The 22117-nt window shown below is 45.6% G+C and carries 20 protein-coding genes and 1 riboswitch; of the genes, 12 read left to right on the top strand and 8 right to left on the bottom strand.

Annotation, left to right across the window (positions count from 1 at the left end):
- The first annotated feature begins 31 nt into the window (after nucleotides 1-31).
- On the top strand, nucleotides 32-484 hold the full coding sequence (locus NL626_RS16895; RefSeq protein WP_005374933.1) for a thioesterase family protein: 453 nt from the start codon (nucleotides 32-34) through the stop codon (nucleotides 482-484).
- A 435-nt stretch (nucleotides 485-919) separates the two neighbouring features.
- On the opposite strand, the gene NL626_RS16890 is transcribed toward NL626_RS16895, so the two are convergent.
- Complete coding sequence (locus NL626_RS16890; protein ID WP_005396617.1) at nucleotides 920-1138, bottom strand: VF530 family DNA-binding protein; 219 nt, start codon at nucleotides 1136-1138, stop codon at nucleotides 920-922.
- 150 nt (nucleotides 1139-1288) lie between these two features.
- Between NL626_RS16890 and NL626_RS16885 the strand changes: the two genes are divergently transcribed.
- The gene (locus tag NL626_RS16885; RefSeq protein WP_020838235.1) at nucleotides 1289-2212 is read left to right on the top strand and encodes a LysR family transcriptional regulator; all 924 of its coding nucleotides are present in this window, start codon (nucleotides 1289-1291) and stop codon (nucleotides 2210-2212) included.
- Here the strand turns inward: NL626_RS16885 and NL626_RS16880 are convergent.
- Both NL626_RS16880 and NL626_RS16875 read right to left on the bottom strand, forming a co-directional pair.
- The gene (locus tag NL626_RS16880; protein WP_025504417.1) at nucleotides 2209-2499 is read right to left on the bottom strand and encodes a putative quinol monooxygenase; all 291 of its coding nucleotides are present in this window, start codon (nucleotides 2497-2499) and stop codon (nucleotides 2209-2211) included. The two genes, NL626_RS16885 and NL626_RS16880, sit on opposite strands and share 4 nt — an antisense overlap.
- 69 nt (nucleotides 2500-2568) lie before the next feature.
- Nucleotides 2569-3222, bottom strand: coding sequence for an oxygen-insensitive NAD(P)H-dependent nitroreductase NfsB (locus NL626_RS16875; RefSeq protein ID WP_031411911.1), 654 nt, complete (start codon nucleotides 3220-3222; stop codon nucleotides 2569-2571).
- Between the two features lie 167 nt (nucleotides 3223-3389).
- Between NL626_RS16875 and NL626_RS16870 the strand changes: the two genes are divergently transcribed.
- Together NL626_RS16870 and NL626_RS16865 are read left to right on the top strand one after the other, a co-directional pair.
- A complete protein-coding gene (locus tag NL626_RS16870; protein WP_253657565.1) occupies nucleotides 3390-4853 on the top strand; it encodes an AraC family transcriptional regulator in 1464 nt (487 codons plus the stop codon).
- Between the two features lie 129 nt (nucleotides 4854-4982).
- The gene (locus NL626_RS16865) at nucleotides 4983-7640 is read left to right on the top strand and encodes an alpha-amylase family glycosyl hydrolase (protein ID WP_253657564.1); all 2658 of its coding nucleotides are present in this window, start codon (nucleotides 4983-4985) and stop codon (nucleotides 7638-7640) included.
- Nucleotides 7641-7724: 84 nt separating this feature from the next.
- Here NL626_RS16865 and NL626_RS16860 read toward each other — a convergent pair whose 3' ends face one another.
- A complete protein-coding gene (locus NL626_RS16860; RefSeq protein ID WP_005484191.1) occupies nucleotides 7725-8882 on the bottom strand; it encodes a D-alanyl-D-alanine carboxypeptidase family protein in 1158 nt (385 codons plus the stop codon).
- Between the two features lie 210 nt (nucleotides 8883-9092).
- Between NL626_RS16860 and NL626_RS16855 the strand changes: the two genes are divergently transcribed.
- Both NL626_RS16855 and NL626_RS16850 read left to right on the top strand, forming a co-directional pair.
- On the top strand, nucleotides 9093-10388 hold the full coding sequence (locus tag NL626_RS16855) for an alpha/beta fold hydrolase (protein ID WP_253657563.1): 1296 nt from the start codon (nucleotides 9093-9095) through the stop codon (nucleotides 10386-10388).
- A 464-nt stretch (nucleotides 10389-10852) separates the two neighbouring features.
- Nucleotides 10853-11833, top strand: a complete 981-nt coding sequence (locus NL626_RS16850) for a rhodanese-related sulfurtransferase (protein WP_017634441.1) — start codon at nucleotides 10853-10855, stop codon at nucleotides 11831-11833.
- Between the two features lie 68 nt (nucleotides 11834-11901).
- On the opposite strand, the gene NL626_RS16845 is transcribed toward NL626_RS16850, so the two are convergent.
- A complete protein-coding gene (locus NL626_RS16845; RefSeq protein ID WP_005374898.1) occupies nucleotides 11902-12207 on the bottom strand; it encodes a DUF6482 family protein in 306 nt (101 codons plus the stop codon).
- Nucleotides 12208-12315: 108 nt separating this feature from the next.
- Between NL626_RS16845 and NL626_RS16840 the strand changes: the two genes are divergently transcribed.
- The 3 genes from NL626_RS16840 to gbpA all read left to right on the top strand — a co-directional run bounded on the left by NL626_RS16840 (nucleotide 12316) and on the right by gbpA (nucleotide 16313).
- Nucleotides 12316-13797: a cryptochrome/deoxyribodipyrimidine photo-lyase family protein gene (locus NL626_RS16840; RefSeq protein WP_253657562.1), complete on the top strand. Its 1482-nt coding sequence runs from the start codon at nucleotides 12316-12318 to the stop codon at nucleotides 13795-13797.
- Nucleotides 13798-13877: 80 nt separating this feature from the next.
- A complete protein-coding gene (locus NL626_RS16835) occupies nucleotides 13878-14378 on the top strand; it encodes a fasciclin domain-containing protein (protein ID WP_005374896.1) in 501 nt (166 codons plus the stop codon).
- 272 nt (nucleotides 14379-14650) lie between these two features.
- Nucleotides 14651-14751, top strand: a riboswitch (cyclic di-GMP riboswitch).
- Between the two features lie 98 nt (nucleotides 14752-14849).
- The gene (gbpA, locus tag NL626_RS16830) at nucleotides 14850-16313 is read left to right on the top strand and encodes an N-acetylglucosamine-binding protein GbpA (RefSeq protein WP_064369594.1); all 1464 of its coding nucleotides are present in this window, start codon (nucleotides 14850-14852) and stop codon (nucleotides 16311-16313) included.
- Between the two features lie 52 nt (nucleotides 16314-16365).
- Here the strand turns inward: gbpA and NL626_RS16825 are convergent, their stop codons facing one another.
- The gene (locus tag NL626_RS16825; protein ID WP_253657561.1) at nucleotides 16366-17238 is read right to left on the bottom strand and encodes a patatin family protein; all 873 of its coding nucleotides are present in this window, start codon (nucleotides 17236-17238) and stop codon (nucleotides 16366-16368) included.
- Between the two features lie 190 nt (nucleotides 17239-17428).
- Complete coding sequence (locus tag NL626_RS16820; protein WP_005374889.1) at nucleotides 17429-18070, bottom strand: MarC family protein; 642 nt, start codon at nucleotides 18068-18070, stop codon at nucleotides 17429-17431.
- Nucleotides 18071-18264: 194 nt separating this feature from the next.
- On the opposite strand from NL626_RS16820, the gene nfsA reads away from it, so the two are divergent.
- Nucleotides 18265-18987: an oxygen-insensitive NADPH nitroreductase gene (nfsA, locus tag NL626_RS16815; RefSeq protein WP_005384597.1), complete on the top strand. Its 723-nt coding sequence runs from the start codon at nucleotides 18265-18267 to the stop codon at nucleotides 18985-18987.
- A gap of 69 nt (nucleotides 18988-19056) precedes the next feature.
- Here the strand turns inward: nfsA and NL626_RS16810 are convergent, their stop codons facing one another.
- Nucleotides 19057-19950, bottom strand: a complete 894-nt coding sequence (locus NL626_RS16810; RefSeq protein ID WP_047102404.1) for a hypothetical protein — start codon at nucleotides 19948-19950, stop codon at nucleotides 19057-19059.
- Nucleotides 19951-20408: 458 nt separating this feature from the next.
- Here NL626_RS16810 and NL626_RS16805 point away from each other — a divergent pair, with 458 nt between their 5' ends.
- Nucleotides 20409-21527, top strand: a complete 1119-nt coding sequence (locus NL626_RS16805; protein ID WP_017820139.1) for a polysaccharide export protein — start codon at nucleotides 20409-20411, stop codon at nucleotides 21525-21527.
- Nucleotides 21528-21656: 129 nt separating this feature from the next.
- Nucleotides 21657-22097 (top strand): phosphotyrosine protein phosphatase, encoded by a 441-nt coding sequence (locus NL626_RS16800; RefSeq protein WP_017820138.1) that lies wholly within the window; start codon nucleotides 21657-21659, stop codon nucleotides 22095-22097.
- Nucleotides 22098-22117 lie beyond the last annotated feature (20 nt).

Raw genomic sequence — 22117 nt, 5'->3', positions numbered from 1 at the left:
TGGCAAAGCAGATGAAAAAGGAGCAATAAAAATGGACACACTGTTAAAGGACTTTCCCGTTATCACAGAGATAAAAGTCGCATGGGGTGAAATGGATGCTCTGCAACACGTTAATAACGTGGTCTATTTTCGCTACTTCGAGACCGCACGTTTAGATTACTTCAACAAAATTAACCTGCTGGTCGACCTGCAGACCTCGCAAATTGGACCAGTACTGAGCGAGACTCAATGCCGCTACAAATTGCCTGTTACTTACCCAGACACGCTATTAGTCGGTTCTCGCGTAATCGACATGCAAGAAGATCGCATCACGATGGAGTACCAAGTGCTGAGTAAGAAGTGGGGTAAAATTGCGACCATCGCGACCGCCACTGGTGTGATGTTTGATTTTAAGAACAACGTTAAAGCTGCGATTCCAGATCACGTTCGCCAGTCGATTTTAGACTTGGAAGGAACCGTGGGTAGTACGCATCATTTGGAGTAGCAAGAAACGAGAGATTAAAGGCGAGGTTCCCGACAGCGCTTCTTCATCGCTATCGGGAATGATGCTGAGGTACCATTCCAGCCCGCGTGATAAGAAAACTAGCGTCATTCTAGCGAGCCATAGCGAGAGTAAGAATCTACTTACCGCTTGCTGCAGACCATAAAGCCATGAATAAACTCAATACAATCTGAGAGTAGATTCTGAATCACGCTCGTTCCTCGCTGTTCAGAATGACGGTTCGAGTTTGGCTCTGAGCTCTACAAAACCATCTAAAAAAGCGATTCCAGACAAGCCTAAGTGACCATCCGAAATCTCGCTTGAGACGCATCAGCAGCGCGACTCTTCCAGCCTACGCGATAAGAAAAGCTACGTCATTCTAGCGAGCCAAAGTGAGACTAAGAATCTACTTGCCGCTTGCTACAGACCATAGAGCGGTTAGCAGAATGTCTCGATGTACAGCGCTTCCACCTTATCTCTGGCCCATTGCGTTTTACGCAAAAACTTCAGAGAAGATTTGATCGACGGATCTTTCTTAAAACAGTTCACTCGAACGCGCTCATACAGGCCATTCCAACCAAAGTGTTCAACTAGTCGGGTGACGATTTTTTCTAAACTCAACCCATGCAGAGGGTTATTCGGCTGTTCGTTGCTCATGTTGTTGATCCAGTAACGATGTAAGTGGCGGGCTAATCTAACTCAAAGTGACCACTTAACCTAATGTTTTCACCTTCAAAGGCGTTTAGCTTGAATTACTTTGCTCATCTCCCCTATAGTAGCTCAAACTTCACAAACATCCTTTTCACGATGAAAGCCCTCAACGACCTCAATATTTTTGTCGAAACCGCGCGCCAAGGCAGCTTTTCAAAAGCCGCTAACAGCATGGACATGACACCTGCCGCCATTAGCGCTTCGATTAAGCGTCTTGAAGGGCAAATCGGTTTCCCGCTGTTTGTGCGTTCCACCCGAAGCCTGCGTTTAACCTCAGAGGGCGAACTGTTTTTAGACAAAACCACGCAAGCATTGGCTACATTGCAAGAGGGGTTGGATCAGATCTCAAGTGCGCGTGGTGAGTTATCTGGTCAACTGCACATTACTGCGCCCTCCGATTTTGGTCGCAATATGTTGCTCGATTGGGTGGATGAGTTCATCGATCTCTACCCAAATGTTTCCATCAAACTAGAGCTGTCCGATAGCTTGACGGATATGTACACCAAGCCTGTCGATATTGCGATTCGCTACGGCGAGCCGGCCGACTCTAATCTGGTCGTGTTGGCATTGTGTGGGGCAAACGAACGGATCTTATGTGCATCGCCAGAGTACGTAGCTACACATCCAGAACTCACCTCTCCTGCCGATTTAACGCAACACAACTGTTTGTGCTATATGGTCGCGGATTCGGTCTACAACAAATGGACGCTCACGCGTGACGGCGAGAAAGAACAAGTCGTGGTCAGCGGTAACTTGATGAGCAACGATAGTGACTTGCCACATCGGTTAGCGATCAAAGGCAAAGGCATTGCGAATAAATCGTTGATGGACATCAGCCGAGACTTAATCGAGGGAAGATTGGTGCGAGTGTTACCAGAGTGGGATTGCGGCCCAGTACCGCTCTACATGGTGTGCGCCGATCGTCGCTTACTGACGCCAACGATTCGGACTTTCCGCGACTTTATCCAACAAAAATGCTGCCAACAACGCGCCAACGTGCTGGCAACCTTCTGTCATTAGGCGATAAATCGAAGAGGACGAATCTGGGTATACTCAACCCAATCGTTCTCTTCCAATGTTTCAAGAAACGCCGCCATGTGCGGGCTTTGCAAATGCTTATCCAAGGCCTCTTGCGATGCCCAAATCTCTTGGAACATAAATAGGCCTTCAACTTTCTCGTCAAGATACAACTCGTATTGGCAACAGCCTTCTTCTTGACGAGTTGGCTCTAGTAAACCAGCAAGCAAATTCACCACCTGATCCTTGCTGTCTGGGTAGGCTTTCACTTCTGCAACTAAGTGGATCATCGTTTTATCACTCTTTTGCGATTTATATATTGATTACAGGGTTCTACGTCACCTGTAAGTAAGCTCGAATTAGATCTCGGTGAATACGGTTTCTGTGTCCCAGCGAGACTTTGGCGTTTTCGCGTTGAAGTCATCTTCCGCGTGGTAGCCCAGCGGCACGATCACAACGCTGGTGTAACCTTTTTCACGCAAGCCAAATTCTTCATCCAGCACTTTGGGATCAAACCCTTCAATTGGCACTGCATCAATTTCTAGCGTCGAAGCTCCCAGCAGCAACGTACCCACGTTGAGGTAAACTTGTTTCTCCATCCAATGGTTCGCATCTTTCAGATCAAAACGGTGCATGTTTACAAAGTAGCTACGACCACCGCGCACAGCCGCTTTCGCTTCTTCAGTTGGGAATCGACCATCTTTTTCTTCTTGCACCATTAGCGCTTCAATGTAGTCGTTATCGATGCCTGTTTTTGCACAAAACACCAATACGTGAGAAGCATTGAGAATCTTCGCCGCGTTAAACGCGTAGTTCTCTTGCGCCGCTTTAGCGATGCGCTGTTTGCCTTCTTCTGTGCTTGCCAGAATGAAATGCCAAGGTTGAGAGTTCACACTCGATGGACTAAAACGAATCAGCTCTTTAACTGCGTCGATTTTTTCTTGAGGTAGCTTGCGCGTTGGGTCAAACACTTTCGTTGAGTAACGAGATTTTGCAGCTTGTACGATATCCATGAGGTTCTCCAATTAATGAACTTAAGCTGTGTAACAGCATAACCTCATGAGATAAAGGGAAAAACCGATTTCGATTAAAAACATTTTCAAAATAAATTTGAAAATAAAACGATAAGAAAGGCTTTGAGCGTTCTCACTGAACTTCTTCATCTTTTTAGCAATAATGCATGTTTGCTCGCAACCAAACTCAACTCATGCTGCCTCAAAATAACGTTATTACATCCTTTCTGTGCAAAAAGCTCGGTCACAATCACCTTCGAATTGCCGGCGAATATTGGCACATTAAGAAGTTGGTTGCCTTGCAATGCATGATGTTGAAAGAAGCGCCTAACCTCCAAGAAGGGCTGCTTTGGTGGAGTAAAAGTGTTTCATTATTCGACCGCCGTTTGTACGTCACATTGCAACATGGTGATGCCCAAATCCATCTGCAAGTCGAATGCAGAACGGCCGATATGCCAAATTGGGCGGAGTCGGTGTTTGGCTTGCTCAAAATGCAATTGGAAATGCTTGAGCTAAGCGAATCAATACAGGTACAAATTCAAGCCAGCAATCCACTCGCGGCCGATATTTTTCTAGGGGAAACGCGAGATTCTAAAACGAGTTCAAGCGTGTTTGACCTGGTGAAACATGTTTATTTGCTGCTTTCTCACCAGCCAATTGAGCAACCAGAATTACTGAGTGTTTTGAACGCCTTGTTCATCAAAAACAGCAATTACGCGCTCAAGTTAGAGCAAGCGGCAAGGCAACTGGGCGTCTCCAAACGCACCTTGCAACGTCGACTGCAAGAGAAGCAAATGAGCTACTCTCAATGCGTTGATTTCGCGAAAAGAAAGCAAGCACTCACTTTGCTTGCCGACACCCAACTCACAACGCAGCAAATCGCCTATCAACTTGGTTACGAAGAACCATCGAACTTTCACCGCACTTTTCGTCGTTGGTATCCGTTTTCACCCATGCAGTATCGCCAACAATGTTTGGATAACCGAACTCAGCTAAATCAGCAACCGATCCGCTTGTACTACGCCAAAGCCAATACCTTCGACGATAACCACATCGACCAACCTGTCGGCAAAATCTGGATGGAAGTGGACAATATTGCGTTTGAAAAAGTGGTCTCGGTAGAATGCCGTGACCGTGATGGCGCATGGCGGCGCTACCCCGCCTTCTTCGAGCGTTTTTTAAGTCATGGCACCGAACTCTGGGCAACGACCGAACTTCCGGTGGCGCATCCCCTTACCTTTCGCCTGTGTTACGAAGTCGATGGGGAGCGTTACATTGAGAATAACCACCAGCGTGATTATGTAGTTTCTAAGGGGCTTTTAATTGGCGCAACGGAATATATTGTCCCGACTCGGCAACTTATTAACATTGGGGCGCAATATACGCTCTTTATCGAACTGGCATGCCGACTTGAAAACGTTGCGAGGATTGACTGTTACGCCGATGATGACCCCACACCTCACGCAATGCGCTTAACCAAACACTCGCTACATTATGCTTGTTGGGTGCTGCAATTATCGCTCACTCAAACTACAAAGCAGTGCCGTTTCCGCCTTTATGATGAATCCGGCAACGAGCTCGCGAAAGAGCATTACCCGATACAATATCCTATTGTGCAACCGCTCAATTAAAACTGTCGGTCAGATCAAAATCGTCTCTTCGTGACATCATTTCACGTCTTTTTTGGCGTGAAATGACACTCTCAATTTCAAACCTTTGCTTTATCGTTTCTGCATTACTGCATAACGGAGGCAGAAACTGTGTTTGAAACTCTACCTAACCCAATGAATAAAATAAAAATACTTCCTTTAGCGATCGCTCTTGCTCTCTCTGGCTGTGGAAGCGACGAAACCACACCAATCGATACAGGCAGCCACGTGGCATCTCCTGATTGGCAAGATCAAATCATTTACTTCCTGATGATCGACCGTTTTAACGACGGCGACAGCGCTCTCAATGATCAAGGGCAAAACGAATTCGATCCGACGTCGGATAAAAAATTCAGCGGCGGCGACCTCGTTGGCGTGAGTGATAAGTTAAGCTACATCGAAGATCTCGGTGCCACATCGATCTGGATTACTCCGCCAGTTGCTAACCAATGGTGGGATGCAGAGCAAAACTACGGCGGCTACCACGGGTACTGGGCGCGCGATTTCCAAAAAGTGGATGAACACTTTGGCGACATGGAAAGCTACCAAGCGTTAGCACGCGAAGTGCATGCGCGTAACATGTTCTTAATTCAGGACATCGTGACCAACCATGTAGGCAACTTCTTCACCTACGATGATCCTTACAGTTATGATCCAAGCCTACCTTGCCAAGGCTTCCGTTTGATTGAAAATGCGCTACACGCCGGGCAAGAACTGCCATACCCGCTCAACATGAACGAGTGTAAAACAGACGGCACAGGCAGCTACCACTGGACGCCAACCATCACCGACCACAACGATCCGGTACAAGAAAAAACCTGGCAACTCTCTGATTTGGATGACCTTAATACGTCCGATCCCGAAGTGCGCGCTTACTTAAAAGAGAGCTACCGAAAATGGATTCGCGAAGTCGGCGTCGACGGATTCCGTATCGATACGGTGAAGTTTGTTGAACACGATTTCTGGAATGACTTCCTACACGCCGACGATGGTGTGATGACGCAAGCGGTTGATACCGGTCGTGACAACTTCCTCACTTTTGGTGAAGTATTCGAAACATCGACGCCTTACCACACCGAAGGCGAAGAGAAGATGCTGACTTACATCGGTGAAAGTGGCTCGCCGAAACAGCTAACCTCGGTACTGAACTTCCCATTGCAAGCGACCATGACGCGCGTATTTGCATCAGGGCAACCGACCGATTACTTACGCTTCCGTCTTGAGAAAATGATGGAGATGTTCCCAAATCCATACATCATGCCGAACTTCATTGATAACCACGATATGCCACGTTTTCTATCGCAAGGCAGTGTCAACGATATGAAGCAAGCTCTGATCACCATGATGAGCGTACCCGGTATTCCTGTGATTTACCAAGGTACAGAGCAAGCGATGCCAGCAGCGCGCGATGCGATGTTTGCTGGCGGTTACCGTGAAGACGGCGACTACGTAGATTCATTCGACCAAAACAGCGAGATGTACTTGTTCATCCAAGAGCTTGCTAAGTTACGTACCGAAAACAAAGTCATGACACGCGGCGAAATGAAAGTCATTGGCAGCGATAAAGCTGGTGCAGGTGTGTTCGCCTTTACCCGCACTTTGGATAACGACGAAGTCTTAGTGGTAATGAACACATCTAACTCCCCAATGTTGATGAACCAACTCGATGTAGAGCAAGCGGGCGGCACCGTCTTCCAACAACAAATCATGTCGAATTGGGCGGACGCTCCAGAGCAGTTAATCGCCGATGAAAACGGTCACGTAACCCTTGAGTTGCCAGCCAAGTCAGCAGTGATTTACTCAAAAACAAGCAGCAATCAATCTGTAGATACCCCAGACCTCAACATCCAACTAGCGCAGGATTGGGAAGGACAAACCATCACTGGTGATATTGTTATCGCGGGTAGTGCGAACGCCAACGAGAAGTTGAACCTCGTCGTCGATGGTAACTTGGAAACAGCGCAAACCATTACTGTAGGTGCTGATGGTCAGTTTAGTGTCACGCTGTCGACTCGTCATTTTGCGATTAGCGAGCAACAGCACCGCTTCGCGATTTATTCCACCGAGAAAAAAGCAGGCATCGAGGACGTGAATTTTGTCTCCAACCTAAGCTGGTCAAACACGCCGGACGACACCATTGATGATGCGGGCGATGCACAAGACGGCGTGGGCGGCCCTAATGGCAACTACTCATTACCAACGGATCCAACGTTCGACAAAGACAACAGCCAACTCGCGATCAACAAAGCAGAAGTGTTTACCGTTGGCAGTAACGTACGTTTGACCTTCACTATGGACAAAATCACCGACACTTGGTTGCCACCAAACGGTTTCGACCACGTGGGTTTCACCATCTTTATTGATTTACCGGAAGAAGCCGCAACCAACTTGTCTGAGCTACCGAAGATCAACGCTTCTATGCCAAACGGAACCTGGAGTCGCAATGCGGTTGTTTTTGGCTGGCAAAGCTCGATTTACAACACCAAAAGAGCAAATGCGACGACATGGGGAGAAGCCGTAACGCCAGCACCAATAGTCACGGTAGACAAAGCCAACAACACCATTTCGATGGACTTTGCTAGCGATGCACTAGGCCGCCCAGATTCGCTCGATGGTATCCGCTTCTATGTCACGACTTGGGACTTAGACGGCCTTTCGGCAACTTACCGTCCGCTAGAACAAGACAAAGGCCCTTGGAACTTCTCCGGTGGCGCATCGGATGAAAGTAAGATTTGGGACGATTTACCAATCATCACCTTGTCGGAATAAACCGTTAAATAAAACACCGCCCAGCGTTTAGCTGGGCGGCCATCAACAAAAAAATGCAGAAAGACACTTCTGCTCGTTTTTATTCTAGTTAAAGAACGATTTCACCCACAGCACCAGACTGTCCCAAAGCTGACCGAACCACGAGCCCTCTTCTACCGCTTGGCTGCTGACCAAGGGATAACTCGCCACGGTACTGTCATCGCTTTTCCAAACGACCTTACCAATCTCGTCTCCTTGCGCGATCGGCGCAATCAACGGTTCATTTAACACCACACTCTTATCAAGCCCAGCCGTCATTGAACGAGGCAGAGTGAGATAGGCATCTTTAGCGAAGATCGCTTCAACTTGATTAGCATTTCCCTTCCAAACGCGAACTTTAGACTCAACTTCCCCCTGTTTAGCAACTTGCTTGGTGTCATAAAAGCGAAAACCATAGCTGAGTAGATTCTTCGATTGGCTGATCCTAGCCTGTTTACTTGGCGTACCCATCACCACCGAGATAAGGCGCATTCTTCCTTCTTTGGCCGAGCTCACCAAGCTGTATCCAGCATTGCTGGTGTAGCCGGTTTTGCCCCCGTCGACATCAATGGAATTGTCCCATAACAACTTATTGCGGTTGTACTGCGTAATGTCGTTCCACTTGAAGACTTTCTCACTGTATAGCGCGTACACATCAGGAACATCGCTGATGATCGACTGCATGAGTTTTGCCATATCGGTTGGTGAGGTTTGGATGCCATCACTATCAAGACCATGGGAGTTCACAAAATAGGTGTCTTGCAGTCCTAATTTCTCCGCCCAACCATTCATCAAGGCGACAAAGCCGCGTTCACTGCCTGCAACATGCTCAGCCAGTGCAACGCACGCATCATTTCCTGATTGGATGATCACGCCGCGCATTAAGTTCGCAACACTAATTTCATCTTTCGGTTTGATGAACATTTTAGAAGAACCGGGAAACTTGGCCGACCACGCGTTTTCGCTCACGGTGACAACATCATCCCATTTCAAACGCCCCGCTTTGATTTCTTGTCCAACTACATAAGCGGTCATCAACTTGGTTAAACTCGCCGGAGCAAGGCCTGCTCGCCCGTTATGCTCGGCAATAATGGCACCGGATTGAAAGTCCATTAATACGTAGCCTTTTGCCTGTAACTGAGGTGGGTTGGGCGTAACAACGGCAAAAGTAGGTACGCTTATTAAACAAGTCACAATTGTCCATCGAGCCAGTGACACTTTCATCCGACTTCCTCCATGCTCTTACTTTGTCGCAACTCTATTGAGCATAGCTCACTCAACCAGTTGCACCAGTCGCTAATCGTTTCATTTTCTTGAACTTACATTGATTTGACCAAGGTATAGAACTGAAGAGGCAATTGGGAAATAGCATTGGTTCTTCGCGCCATTCGCAGTAAAGTAGCGCTACCCCTCAATAAGGAAATAAAGATAACAATGAACGCTCAATCATTTATCGACGCAGGATTGCATTACACTCCCCACAGTTTTACCGTTCCTCTGGATTACCAAGACGCGAGCAAAGGCACCATTGAAGTCTTCGCCCGTGCGGTTTGCCTAGTTGGCGATGAAGAATCGACCAAACCTTGGTTGGTTTACTTTCAGGGCGGACCTGGCTTTCCCTCTCCGCGTCAAAACGGCAATAACGGCTGGGTAAAACGCGCGCTGCAAGAGTACCGAGTTTTGCTCCTCGACCAGCGCGGTACGGGCAATAGTTCGGTGATTAATCATCAGACTCTGGCTCATTTCACACCGCAGCAACAAGCAGACTACTTAAGCCACTTCCGCGCAGACAACATTGTTCGTGATGCGGAATACATTCGTGAGCAATTTGGCGTCGAAAAATGGGCGATCTTAGGTCAAAGCTTTGGTGGGTTTTGCTCCCTCACCTATTTGTCTTTGTTCCCAGACAGCTTGCTACAAAGCTACATCACAGGTGGCGTGCCATCAGTCTCGCGTCATGCCGACGATGTGTATGAAGCCACCTTCAAACGCACCATGGAGAAAAACCAAGCGTTCTTCCAACAATTTCCAAGTGCGCAACAACTTTGCCAAAACATTGCGAATCACTTGCTGGAAAATGAAGAGTACCTACCAAATGGTCAACGCTTCACGGTGGAGCAATTTCAACAAATCGGCATCAACTTTGGTGTGAGTGATACTTTCTTGCCGACTTACTATTGGCTAGAAAGTGCGTTGATTGAAGTGAACAGCAAACCACAACTTCGCTATGAGTTCTTGAACGATATGTTGGCGCAGCAAAACTTCCAAACCAACCCGATCTACGCCATTTTGCATGAATCGATTTACTGCCAAGGCTTTGCGTCGAATTGGAGTGCGCACCGTGTTCGCCAAACCCGAACAGAGTTTAATTATGAACCTGGCCAGCCGTTTTACTTTACGGGGGAAATGGTCTTCCCGTGGATGTTCGACCAATACGTCAACCTCAAACCACTAAAAGACGCCGCAGAAATATTGGCAGCGAAAAAAGATTGGACTGCGCTGTACGATCAAACACAACTGGCTCAGAACAAAGTGCCTGTCAGTTGCGCCGTTTACGCCGATGATATGTTTGTTGAAATGGATATCAGCCGAGAGACGCTCGCGTTAATCCCAAATTCAAAAGCGTGGATCACCAATGAGTACGAGCACAACGGTTTACGTGCCGACGGTGAACGTATTCTCGATAGGCTCATAGCCATGGGCAAACAGACCGCAGCTACGTTGAAATAAGCACGGCAGACGTTAGAAAAACGCCTTTTCAGTATGTGGTGAAAAGGCGTTTTATAGCGGTTTATGAACAATGGCGATCAGTCATTCACTCTTTGTCCCTAAACCTTTATCCCTCACAACCTCATGTATAAAACTGCGACATGTCCTTTCCTTGTCAATGACTCCGGTGATTACTTGGTGCTTCTTGCGCCTAACTTTTTTGAAGGGCCTAAAAGAGAATAACAGCATAAATTTAAACCAAAAGTATCGGCTCCAACCTACCTAACCCACTATAATTAATGCTTATAATTTGAACACATAGCGGCTTCACCTGCGGACATGCTCCCCCTATCAAAGACCGCCAGGCCCCGCCTACTCATAATATCCGTATAATCTGTCCGTATTTCCGACTAGTTTAGTCAGGTATACTTCGTGCCGCTAAAATTTTAAGGTCGTTGACCACCTGTATTTTTAAAGGAAACCTCATGAGTCAGTATGTAGTTTGTGCGCTGTACAAGTTTGTTGAGCTGAATAACTATCAAGAGCTACGCGAGCCATTACTTGCGTTGATGGAAAAACACCATATTCGCGGAACATTACTACTGGCAAGTGAAGGTATCAACGGTACTGTTGCATCTGATCGTGCAGGTATTGATACGCTACTGGAGTGGCTAAACAACGAACCTCGTTTGACTGGCACCGTATACAAAGAGTCGTATTCTGAGACCCAGCCATTCAATCGCACCAAAGTGAAACTGAAAAAAGAGATCGTAACATTAGGTGTTGAAGGTATAGACCCTCGCCACGTAGTGGGTACTTACGTGAAACCTCAAGAGTGGAACGATCTTATTGCTGATCCTGAAGTGTTTGTTGTCGATACACGTAATGATTACGAAATCGAGATCGGGACATTCAAAGGCGCTGTAAACCCAAATACTGAAACCTTTCGTGAATTCCCAGACTATGTAAAAGAAAACATGGACCCGGCAAAACACAAGAAAGTTGCGATGTTCTGTACCGGTGGTATCCGCTGCGAAAAATCAACGGCTTACATGAAAGAACAGGGCTTTGATGAGGTCTACCACCTAGAAGGCGGCATTCTTAAATATCTTGAAGAAGTTCCTCAAGAAGAGAGCATGTGGGAAGGCGATTGTTACGTATTTGACGGGCGTGTTGCAGTGAACCACCAGCTAGAAAAAGCAGATTACGATTTATGTAACGCTTGTCGTCTACCGATCACTGAAGAAGACAAACAGTCAGAATTGTTCGAGCAAGGCGTGAGCTGTCCAAAATGTCACGGCACACACTCAGAAGAACAAATTGCTCGATTCCGCGAGCGTGAAAAACAAATTGTTCTTGCAGAGCAGCGAGGCGAGCAGCATGTTGGTGGTGAAAGTGCCAAGCAAAGAGAAGCCCGACGTGCCGCTAAGTACGCGCAAAAAGAAGCGCAGCGTAAACAAGACTAAGCCCAACTCTCCTTATATTTAGCGAGCTGCCGTATGGTGGCTCGCTTTTACTACGCACCAATACTCTTTCAATACAATTTTGTATCCCTCACCAATACCTCTAGTTGATTGTCTCTTTTGCCTTCGGGTAGCCCCACCATTTCATCATAAGCACTTTGATGCACTAGAACCTGCTTATTTGCTTTGATATTCCTGCACTTCTTTTGCATCTCGATCAGGGAATGAGCCCTCAAAAAGATACCGTTGTCATCAGTGATAAATTGCGCTTCTCCATCAATCACGACAGATGCCTGGTACAATGCGAGATCAAGCGAATGAATGACCAATTTGTCTACATAGAAGTATTTTTGTAACTTACTCAATGGTATTGCCATGTGTCACCTCCCTGAAAGTTACCTCTACGTTTTGTAGAATAAAACCGATCATTGGATGAGATTTCTTCGGTTTACTTGCGTACAACATCGGAAACAAAGAGGATTCCGATGCAAACAATCAATGTCGTGTGGTTAAAGCGAGATTTAAGGCTGACTGACCATCAACCACTCACTCAAGCATTATCAACAAAGCACCCAACTGTGCTTTTGTATATTGTTGAACCATTGCTATTGAACAACCCACACTATTCTGAGCGCCACTGGCGATTTGTTTGGCAATCACTGCAAGACATGGATGAAACGCTCAAAGCGTATGGGCATCGAATCACGGTGCTGTTTGACGATGCCTTAGCATGTTTCCAATCAATTCAAGCGCAATATCAAATCAACGCTGTTTTTTCTCACCAAGAAATAGGACTCAACTGCACCTTTGAACGAGACCGACAAGTTGCCGCTTGGCTGTATGAGCAGAACATCGACTGGTTTGAATTCGAACACGGTGCTGTAATCAGAGGTGCAATAAACCGGCAAGGTTGGGACAAACATTGGGACTCTGTCATGAGAGCCTCAATAAGCCCTATTGAGCTCCAAACCGACTTATTGCATTCATTGGATGCAGAAGCTCTCGGCTGTTCGTTTTCGCCACCATCATCCTGGCTATCAAAATGCAAAGGAATGCAAACGGGAGGAAGCCGGCTCGCTTGGAAAACACTAGAGGATTTTTTTCATCGTCGAGGTCGTGATTACTATCGAAGCATTTCTAGTCCCACAGCCTCACGCACAGCCTGTACTCGACTTTCTCCATATCTCGCTTGGGGTAACATATCCTTGCGTGAAGTTTATCAATACCTTTTGAAACACTGGCAAGTCGCTGGGTTTCGTCGCAGCTTAATTGCATTGTCTTCACGGCTTCATTGGCACTGTCACTTCATCCAAAAATTCGAATCGGAATACGACATGGAGTTTTACTGCGTTAATCGGGCTTACGAACCATTGATTAGACAAAGTAGTACTTTCGATGAAGAAAAGTTAGCAGCATGGAAATCCGGGCATACTGGCGTACCTTTGATTGATGCCTGCATGCGCTGTTTGCACCACACTGGTTACATTAACTTTCGCATGCGTGCCATGCTGGTTAGCTTTCTTACTCACCACATGAACATGGATTGGCGAGTAGGTGTAACGCATTTAGCGCAACTGTTTCTCGACTTTGAGCCTGGAATTCATTACCCACAATTCCAAATGCAAGCAGGAGTAACCGGGACTAACACAATACGTATTTATAATCCGATCAAGCAAGCCCAAGAACATGATCCTAACGGTACGTTCATCTACAAGTGGGTGCCTGAGTTACAAATGGTTCCTCCCCCTCTTTTATTCGAGCCCTGGACAATGACCCAGATGGAAGCTGTCATGTATCAGTTGCAGCCAGATAGCCGTTACCTTGCACCTATTATCGCACCAGACAACGCAGCTAAGGCAGCAAGAGAGCGCTTATGGGCGTGGCGGAAACGAGCCGATGTGAAACAAGAAGGCAGACGAATTCTTGCGCGACATGTTAGACCCTCAAAAGAAAGTAGGACGCGATGATCATCTTTCAATCACAATGCGTACAAATGCAAACACACTCCAGGGAACCCGTTGTACCCTCAACTAGTAAGGAACACACTATGTTCAAACGTATCTTAGTTATCGCGGCGACACTGATGGCGACATTATCTTTTATGCTTCCCGTTCAGGCTCATGAGCATGGCATGATGAAAGCCGATATTGTCGACGTTGCCGCTGAAAATGGCTCTTTCAATACGCTTGTTGCTGCGGTGAAAGCAGCGGGCCTGGTTGACACTCTCAAAGGGGAAGGCCCATTTACTGTTTTTGCACCAACGGATGACGCTTTTGCAAAACTGCCAGACGGCACAGTCGACATGCTCTTAATGCCGGAAAACAAAGACAAGTTAGTATCTGTTTTGACTTATCACGTCGTCCCAGGGAAAGTGATGGCTGCCGATGTTGTTAAGCTAGACAAAGCGACTACGGTTCAGGGGCAAGATGTGATGATTAAAACCATGGGCGATAAAGTCATGGTTAACGATGCAAATGTCATTGCAACCGATGTGAAAGCTAAAAACGGTGTCATTCACGTGATTGATACTGTCATCATGCCGAAATAACACCATTCAAAGGGCGGGACACTCCGCCCTTTAGACAGAACTTCTTCCACCCTTAGCACGATTCCTCTCCACTTATCCCCAACAAACCTCCACCCATTCACCATGACTATAAAAAAGATAAAAACAAAATTAAAATCAATGCCTTGCAAGACGACACTGCACAATATTGACGAGGTTAAGATATCGTTATCTTTCAATTTGAGAACAGGATTCCATGTCAGTGACGTTTACTTTTCCACATGTAAATTCTTAAGCTAAATTTTGGCTGCTCAATCACATTTCGGCAAACCATTCGAAAGGGTGGGACGCAAAGCTTCCGGTCTGTCTGCATTTAAAAATCTAAAAGAATGCTCATGATAGCGGGGTTACCATGACACAGTGTTACAGAAGTCCAATTTCTGTAGCGTTGCTTTATGCTCAGCATGCGCCGGGGTGTGACACTAGTTTGTCAGCCATAACAGAGGACATGTGATGAAATCATTTCCAACCAAATCCGTACTCGCGTTAGCACTTGCAAGCATTAGCTCAGGTGCTGCGGCTCACGGTTATGTATCAGAAACCAATGGTGGTGTCGCTGCAAGTCGCTCGGCACTATGTAAGTATCCAACGCCAGATACTAACGAAAAAAATAATAACTGCGGTGCGATTCAATATGAACCGCAAAGCGTTGAAGGCCCTGATGGCTTTCCCGAAACAGGGCCTCGCGATGGTAAAATAGCGAGTGCCGAAACCGCTTTAGCAGCTGCCCTTGATGAGCAAACTGCCGACCGTTGGGTAAAACGCACTATTCAAGCAGGTACACAAACTTTTGAATGGACATTTACCGCTAACCACGTGACGCGCGACTGGAAATATTACATCACCAAGCCTGATTGGAACCCAAACGCTTCACTATCACGAGACTCTTTTGATCTAACTCCTTTCTGTGTCGTCGACGGCAATATGGTTCAACCCCCGAAACAGGTAAGCCATCAATGTAATGTGCCTACTCGCGAGGGATACCATGTCATCCTGGCAGTATGGGATGTTGGCGACACTGCAGCCTCATTTTATAACGTGATCGATGTGAAATTTGATGGTGACAGTCCCGTTATTCCAGATTGGAAGCAAGGCGGTCAAATTATTCCTACAATGGATTTAAATATTGGGGATTCAGTTTATACGCGCGTATTTGATCAAGCAGGTGAAAACGTGGCGTATAGAACTGAACTAGAAATTACCGATGCAGCAATGGGCCAAGCGAAAAACTGGTCTTACGCACTCGCGACTAAGCTAAACCAAGAACAAGCAAAACTGCAAGCCGGGCAGTATGCAGAGGACAAATTCACTCCTGTTTATGGTACTAATCCGGTGTATCTGCAAGCAAATAGCGGCCTTGAGCGAGTAGAGATCGGCTATAACATTGAAACTCCTGTTCCAGAATACTCACTCACAGTAGATGGCTTAGCAGACGAATATATCATTGAGTCAACACCGACAACGTTGGATCTGACACTAACTGCTGAAGGCGATTTAAATGCAGAACTCACCGTTTACAATCACCATCGCGAACCACTTGCAAGTTGGGCAAACGAAATGAAAGACGGCTCGGTAGAGGCGATATCGCTCGCTTTAAGTAAATCGGAGCCGGGTCACCATATGCTCGTAACACGTATTAAGGATAAAGATGGCAACTTGGTGGATCAGCAAACACTCGACTTTCACTTAAAAGAAGAGTCAGTTACTCCACCACCATCTGATGAGTACGATTTTGTCTTCCCTGAAGGACTATCTAGCTACACGGCGGGCACAAAAGTGCTTGCCAGCGACGGGGGCATTTATCAATGTAAACCTTTCCCATATTCTGGTTACTGTATGCAGTGGAAAGAAAGCGCAAATCATTACGAGCCTGGAATAGGTTCACACTGGGAGATGGCTTGGGATAAAGTCAACTAAATCACCCTTTGAACGTTACGCAAAAGAGCCTCACTATGAGGCTCTTTTATAATCAAATGCAAAAATGACAATTTTCCCGGTCTAAACCATAAACACCAGATAAACTAGAGAGATGCGCTCGCCCCTCAATCAGCCCCATTTCATACCCTTCTAGTAAAACGGATTGTCGCATTGATAAGCGCTGAACATGAAAATTATCTGGTGGGGCAATTACCCTAACATGTGTTCCTGGTGGAGGGTTACGAATAAACTCCAATGATTGATTATAGTTATCTGCACGTCTTAACATCGCATCCGCCATTTTGGGGTGCTCCGCAAAAAGTTTCTTCATCAGCCATGTGGTCTTAACTGGCTTTTTGGCATAATTCAGCGGGTGAGAGAGTACTACGGTTATGTCGCGAGCCCCTCGACGATAAGCCTCACGCACTGGTATAGAGTCAGCGACCCCACCATCGGTATAACAACCGCCAGAAAAACAAGGGGTATGCTTGTAGGCAATCGGCAATGCTGTTGTCGCTTCAATCGCATGGTGAAAATTATCACGTGTCACGCGATAGTAATCTGCTTGCCCTGTATCTACATTTGTTGTCGCTGCGAGAAAAGGAACGCCATTAAACAGTTTATTTTCATCGACGGGATACAAGCGATTAGATTCTTCAAACAGCCACTTCACATCAATGAGGTCCCCACCTTTAACGAAGCGAGTTGGGTCAAAAAAGCGTTTGCTTGTGGCCAGCTTAGTAATGACGTTAATACTGCGATGCGGGTAGTCGGTCAAATACCCAATCAAATTTGATGCACCAGCAGATACACCGATTGCAAAATCAAACGGTTTATAACTCTGCTCTAAAAACGCATCTAACACTCCGCTTGCGAAGACGCCTCGCATCGCGCCACCTTCTACTACAATTGCTTTTGTTGCCATATTTCCCCCATTCTCCTTGCCAAAAGAGTAATGAAATTCGTGCAATCACAACAATTGAATATTCTTATTATTGAAATAGGTGAAGTCTATTTATTTCTCTCTTAGAAAATGAAAACTAAAGTTCAAAAAATCCGTACCCGTTAGAAATGTAATTGCGGGCTTAACCAAGGTGGCAAGGTCTAAGAGAAATCTAGGAGAAAACCGTTTTATAGGCTTCGCCCGCGCCATCAATGAACATTTGAGTACCAATAACCGCTAGAATTAAGCCCATCATTTTAGTCACAACATTTAGAGCACTTGGTCCAACCGCTTTGACCAATTTGTCTCCAAATAAAAACAGTACATAGGTGATCACACAGAGGACAGCGAAAGAAACGATAGTAATAATGGTTTGATCGAAACCACCCGCTGTCGCAAAGTTCATCGCGGTAGCAATCGTTCCAGGCCCAGCTAATATTGGCATCGCCAGTGGAGACACTGCAATACTCAATGCCGCCCGTTGCTGAGCTGGTGAATACGCCTTCTCTTTGGTTTTCTGATGCGTCGAATCACCTTGAAGCATGTTAAAACCTATCAAAAACACCAAAATGCCGCCTGTTATTCGCAATGCATAAAGCGTGATACCAAACAAATCAAAAATTAACTTACCGGCAATAGAAAATATCGCGATGATAATAAATGCAATAAAAACCGAGCGGAGCGCAATGGAACGGATGGTTTCTTTATCTTCATCAGCAGTTAAACTCAAAAAGATGGGAATATTGGCGATAGGGTTCATGATGGCAAAGAAGCCCATAAACACCGTAACTGTATGAACAATGAGTTCTTTCATATTTTCCACTGCATTTAAATTATTGATTCTAAAAACAGTATATACGCTCTCAAACAGAACGAGTGGTGTATTCTCGATTCGTCTTCACACTTATGCACCAAGCATTGTTTTTCTTTTGAGATAGTTTACCGACTCATCAAATGTCGCTAAGGTGAGTCTTCAGCCTTTAACGTAACAGGGGATGTTAAGTCACCATGAACAGCACGATTCAAACAATTCTCAATCACCGCTCAATTCGAAAATTCACCTCACAACCGATTGAGAGCGAACAATTAGATGCCATTCTTCAAGCCGGCCTTGCGGCGTCCTCATCAAGCATGTTGCAAGTCGTTTCAATTATCCGCGTGACCGACAAAGAAAAACGTACGCTATTAGCTCAATATGCCGGAAATCAAGGGTACGTTGAAAGCGCGGCTGAGTTCTTGGTGTTTTGTATTGATTACCAGCGCCACGCCAGTATCAACCCAGATGTTCAAGCTGATTTTACCGAGTTAACGCTAATAGGCGCTGTAGACTCGGGCATCATGGCACAAAATTGCTTGCTTGCGGCGGAGTCGATGGGACTAGGAGGTGTGTATATTGGTGGTTTACGAAACAATGCCCAAAAAGTAGACGAATTATTAGGTTTACCTAAAAATACCGCCATTTTATTTGGTATGTGTCTTGGTCATCCAGATCAAGCCCCTGAAGTAAAACCTCGCCTACCTAAGCATGTCGTGGTGCATGAAAATCAGTATCAAGACCTAAACTTGGATGACATTCAGACGTATGACCAAACTATGCAAAACTACTATGCAAACCGTTCGAGCAATCAAAAACAGAGTACTTGGTCACAAGAAGTCACCAGTAAACTGGCTGGCGAATCACGTCCGCACATCCTGCCTTACTTAAACAGAAAAGGGCTCACTAAAAGGTGATGACTACAATACGATAGGATCAAAAAAGGCCTCTGAAGAGGCCTTTAGAATTTATCAGCAAAAACTTGCTTAGTTACCGCCTGAACCGCCTGATGGTGGAGCAACCGGATCAACTGGCTTACCAGGCTTCGCATCTGGAACTGGTGGAACGGTAGGTTTGATTTGGTCTACAGGCTTACCTGCAGCAATGTCTTTTTCAACCTGCTCAACAACGTTCTTCGTATCTTCTTCAGAGATTTCTACGTAAATCACTTCTTCAGAATCCGCGCCTGCTTTAGGGTAATGCGGGTATTTCGCAATCACTTCTTCTGCCATTGATTTTGCAGCTACAGCCACGGCTTCAGGTGCAGCTGTTGGGTTCGCTTTAATGATATCAGACACGATATTTGCCGTAGCAACTAGCTTCGTAGCAAGTTCACTATTGCCGCCTTCACTTTGAAGGTTAGCAACTACAGACTCTGTATCACGAAGGATTTCGTCAACTGTTTTACCACTTGCATTGATATCGATACCTAAATTGGCAAATACTTTTTCAGCAGTATCTGATGAGTATACCTCTCCGTCATCTAGAGAGTTAGCTACCAACGTTGTAAATGGAGAACCTGTAACTAAAGAGTCAGCTTGGGCAAGACCTTTAGGAATCTTGTAATCAGACGTAATAGGTTTTCCGTTAGATGCATCTACACTCTTATCAGTATGCTTCAATGTGAAAGTACATTCACCTGGTGCACTCACTACGTCGATATGGCTAATGCGAGCTTTACCAACCATGCCTTCATAGTTTGTTGTTAGCTCATCAGCCTGACCTTTTAAGTCTCCACCACAGTCATAAGATACTTCCATGCCGATAACAGCTGGGTCATAAGCCTGTACTGAGTATGTTTTTACCTCAGGATCGCTGTCACTACCACAACCTGCTAGTAGAACAGCAGCCACACTTGCCGTTAAAAGTTTGATTTTCAAAATTAGCTCCAATATTTGTTGTTATATCCGACCGCAACACGAAGCATAACGGCAGTTGCATATAGTGTAAATAGGATGCATACAACTTTGGCATGAGTTTTTTCACATTACTGCCTGTTTGCTTGTGCAAAATCATGCATTCATCTCAATAACGCTAAATAGACACAATTTTGTCATGTATTCGTCAGTATTTTTTCGAGTAACTTGTTGCCTTTATTGCAACCAGATGGATAATAGTTGACTATTTTTTGTGGGTCGGATTTTCACACCTTCATTAATAAAACTAAGAGCTCTAAGTCGCTAGCAGCCATTTGGAGTGTTTATTACACAAATAATTCTGAATGGACTCGCTTTCTAAAGGCTTAAAACTGCAGTAAATCGTCAATATTGATGAAACTCAGTTCAATTAGAATGAATCAATTTCAGTCGGCAAACTTTCTTTCGGTAGTTATAAACCAATGAACACATTTAATAAATTTTTGGGGATATCAGTACTTCCAATCCTTCTTACAGGGTGTACTTTGCCTGGTAGCCACCTTTCGGTCAGTGACAAAACAGTCATGAGCACTGAATCGAGTGATATAGAGTCTCAGGTTACCGTTTATCCCTTAACTTTGGAGCGCGTAACGTCTTTAAATTCAGTGGACCCTTTTTCAAAACCAAACCCAGAGTTAGATATTGAAATCGCAAAATATGAATACGAAGTAGGACCTGGCGATATCCTAAATATCACTATTTGGGATCACCCAGAGCTAACGATCCCAGCGGGCTCATACCGAAGCTCAGCCGAAGCGGGTAACTGGGTGCATTCGGATGGCACGATCTTCTACCCTTACATAGGTGTCGTACATGTTGAAGGCAAAAACGTACGTCAGATTCGTGCAGACATTGCAAGCCGCCTTGCAAAATACATTGAGAGCCCACAGGTCGATGTAAGCGTTGCGGCATTTCGCTCTAAAAAGACTTATGTAACTGGCGAAGTTAACAAGCCAGGACAACAACCAATTACAAACATCCCCCTTACACTTCTAGATGCTGTGAATAGAGCTGGCGGACTGGCTGCCGAGGCTGATTGGCGTAATGCGACACTGACACGCAATGGCGTTGTTGAAAACGTCTCTTTGTATGCTCTGATGCAACAAGGCGATTTAACTCAAAACCGCCTTCTAAAGCCTGGTGATATTGTTCATATTCCTCGAAACGATGCGCAAAAAGTATTTGTTATGGGCGAGGTTAACGATCCGAAATTACTCAAAATTGATCGTAGCGGCATGAGCCTTACTGAGGCTCTTAGCAGCGTTGGTGGTATCAGTGAAATCTCCGCAGATGCTACCGGTGTGTTTGTCATCAGACGTTCAAAAGAAGAAGCTAAAATGGCGGACATTTATCAGCTAGATGTTTCTGACGCTTCTGCTTTGGTGATTGGTACTGAGTTTGATCTCAACCCTTACGACATAGTCTATGTGACGGCTGCACCTGTTAGTCGTTGGAATCGTGTGATTGCTCAGCTCGTTCCAACCATTTCCGGCTTTAATGAACTAACCGAAGGTGTACTACGAGTACGCACTTGGCCGTAAAACAACGTGCCGCAAGAAAATTATCTCTTGCGGCACGTAATCGATAGCTACTCAGCTCAATTGCGCAATATAAAGAAGCCAGCAATTCAGTTGAGATCATAAGCATACAACTTAAAGTAGGGTAAGCATTTGTTTTCTAATATTCTTGTCGTCTGTGTCGGTAATATTTGCCGCTCTCCAACAGGAGAGCGGCTTTTGCAGTCTTTACTACCAAACAAACATGTCGCATCAGCAGGAATCGCAGTAGATAAGAGCCATCTAACGGGAAAAGCTGCTGACGAGATGGCAACCACTATCGCGAACGAACATGGCGTAAGCTTAGATGGACACGAAGCACGACAATTAACACCTGAGCTTTGCGCTCAATACGATCTGATATTGGTTATGGAAAAAGGTCATTTAGAAGCCTTAACCAAAATCGCTCCTGAGGCACGAGGTAAAACGATGCTGTTTGGACAGTGGATAAATGAACAAAACATCCCTGATCCATACAGACAAAGTAGAGAAGCTTTCGAACATGCATATACGCTTATAGAAAAAGCAGCAAAAGCGTGGTCTCAAAAACTATAAGCCGCAAGGCTAAATAAACG

It is taken from the genome of Vibrio sp. Y58_MX_L22 (assembly GCF_024181865.1).
Taxonomy (GTDB): domain Bacteria; phylum Pseudomonadota; class Gammaproteobacteria; order Enterobacterales; family Vibrionaceae; genus Vibrio; species Vibrio alginolyticus.
Note: the sequence above shows the minus strand (reverse complement) of the source record. Positions and strands in the feature narration are given on the sequence as shown.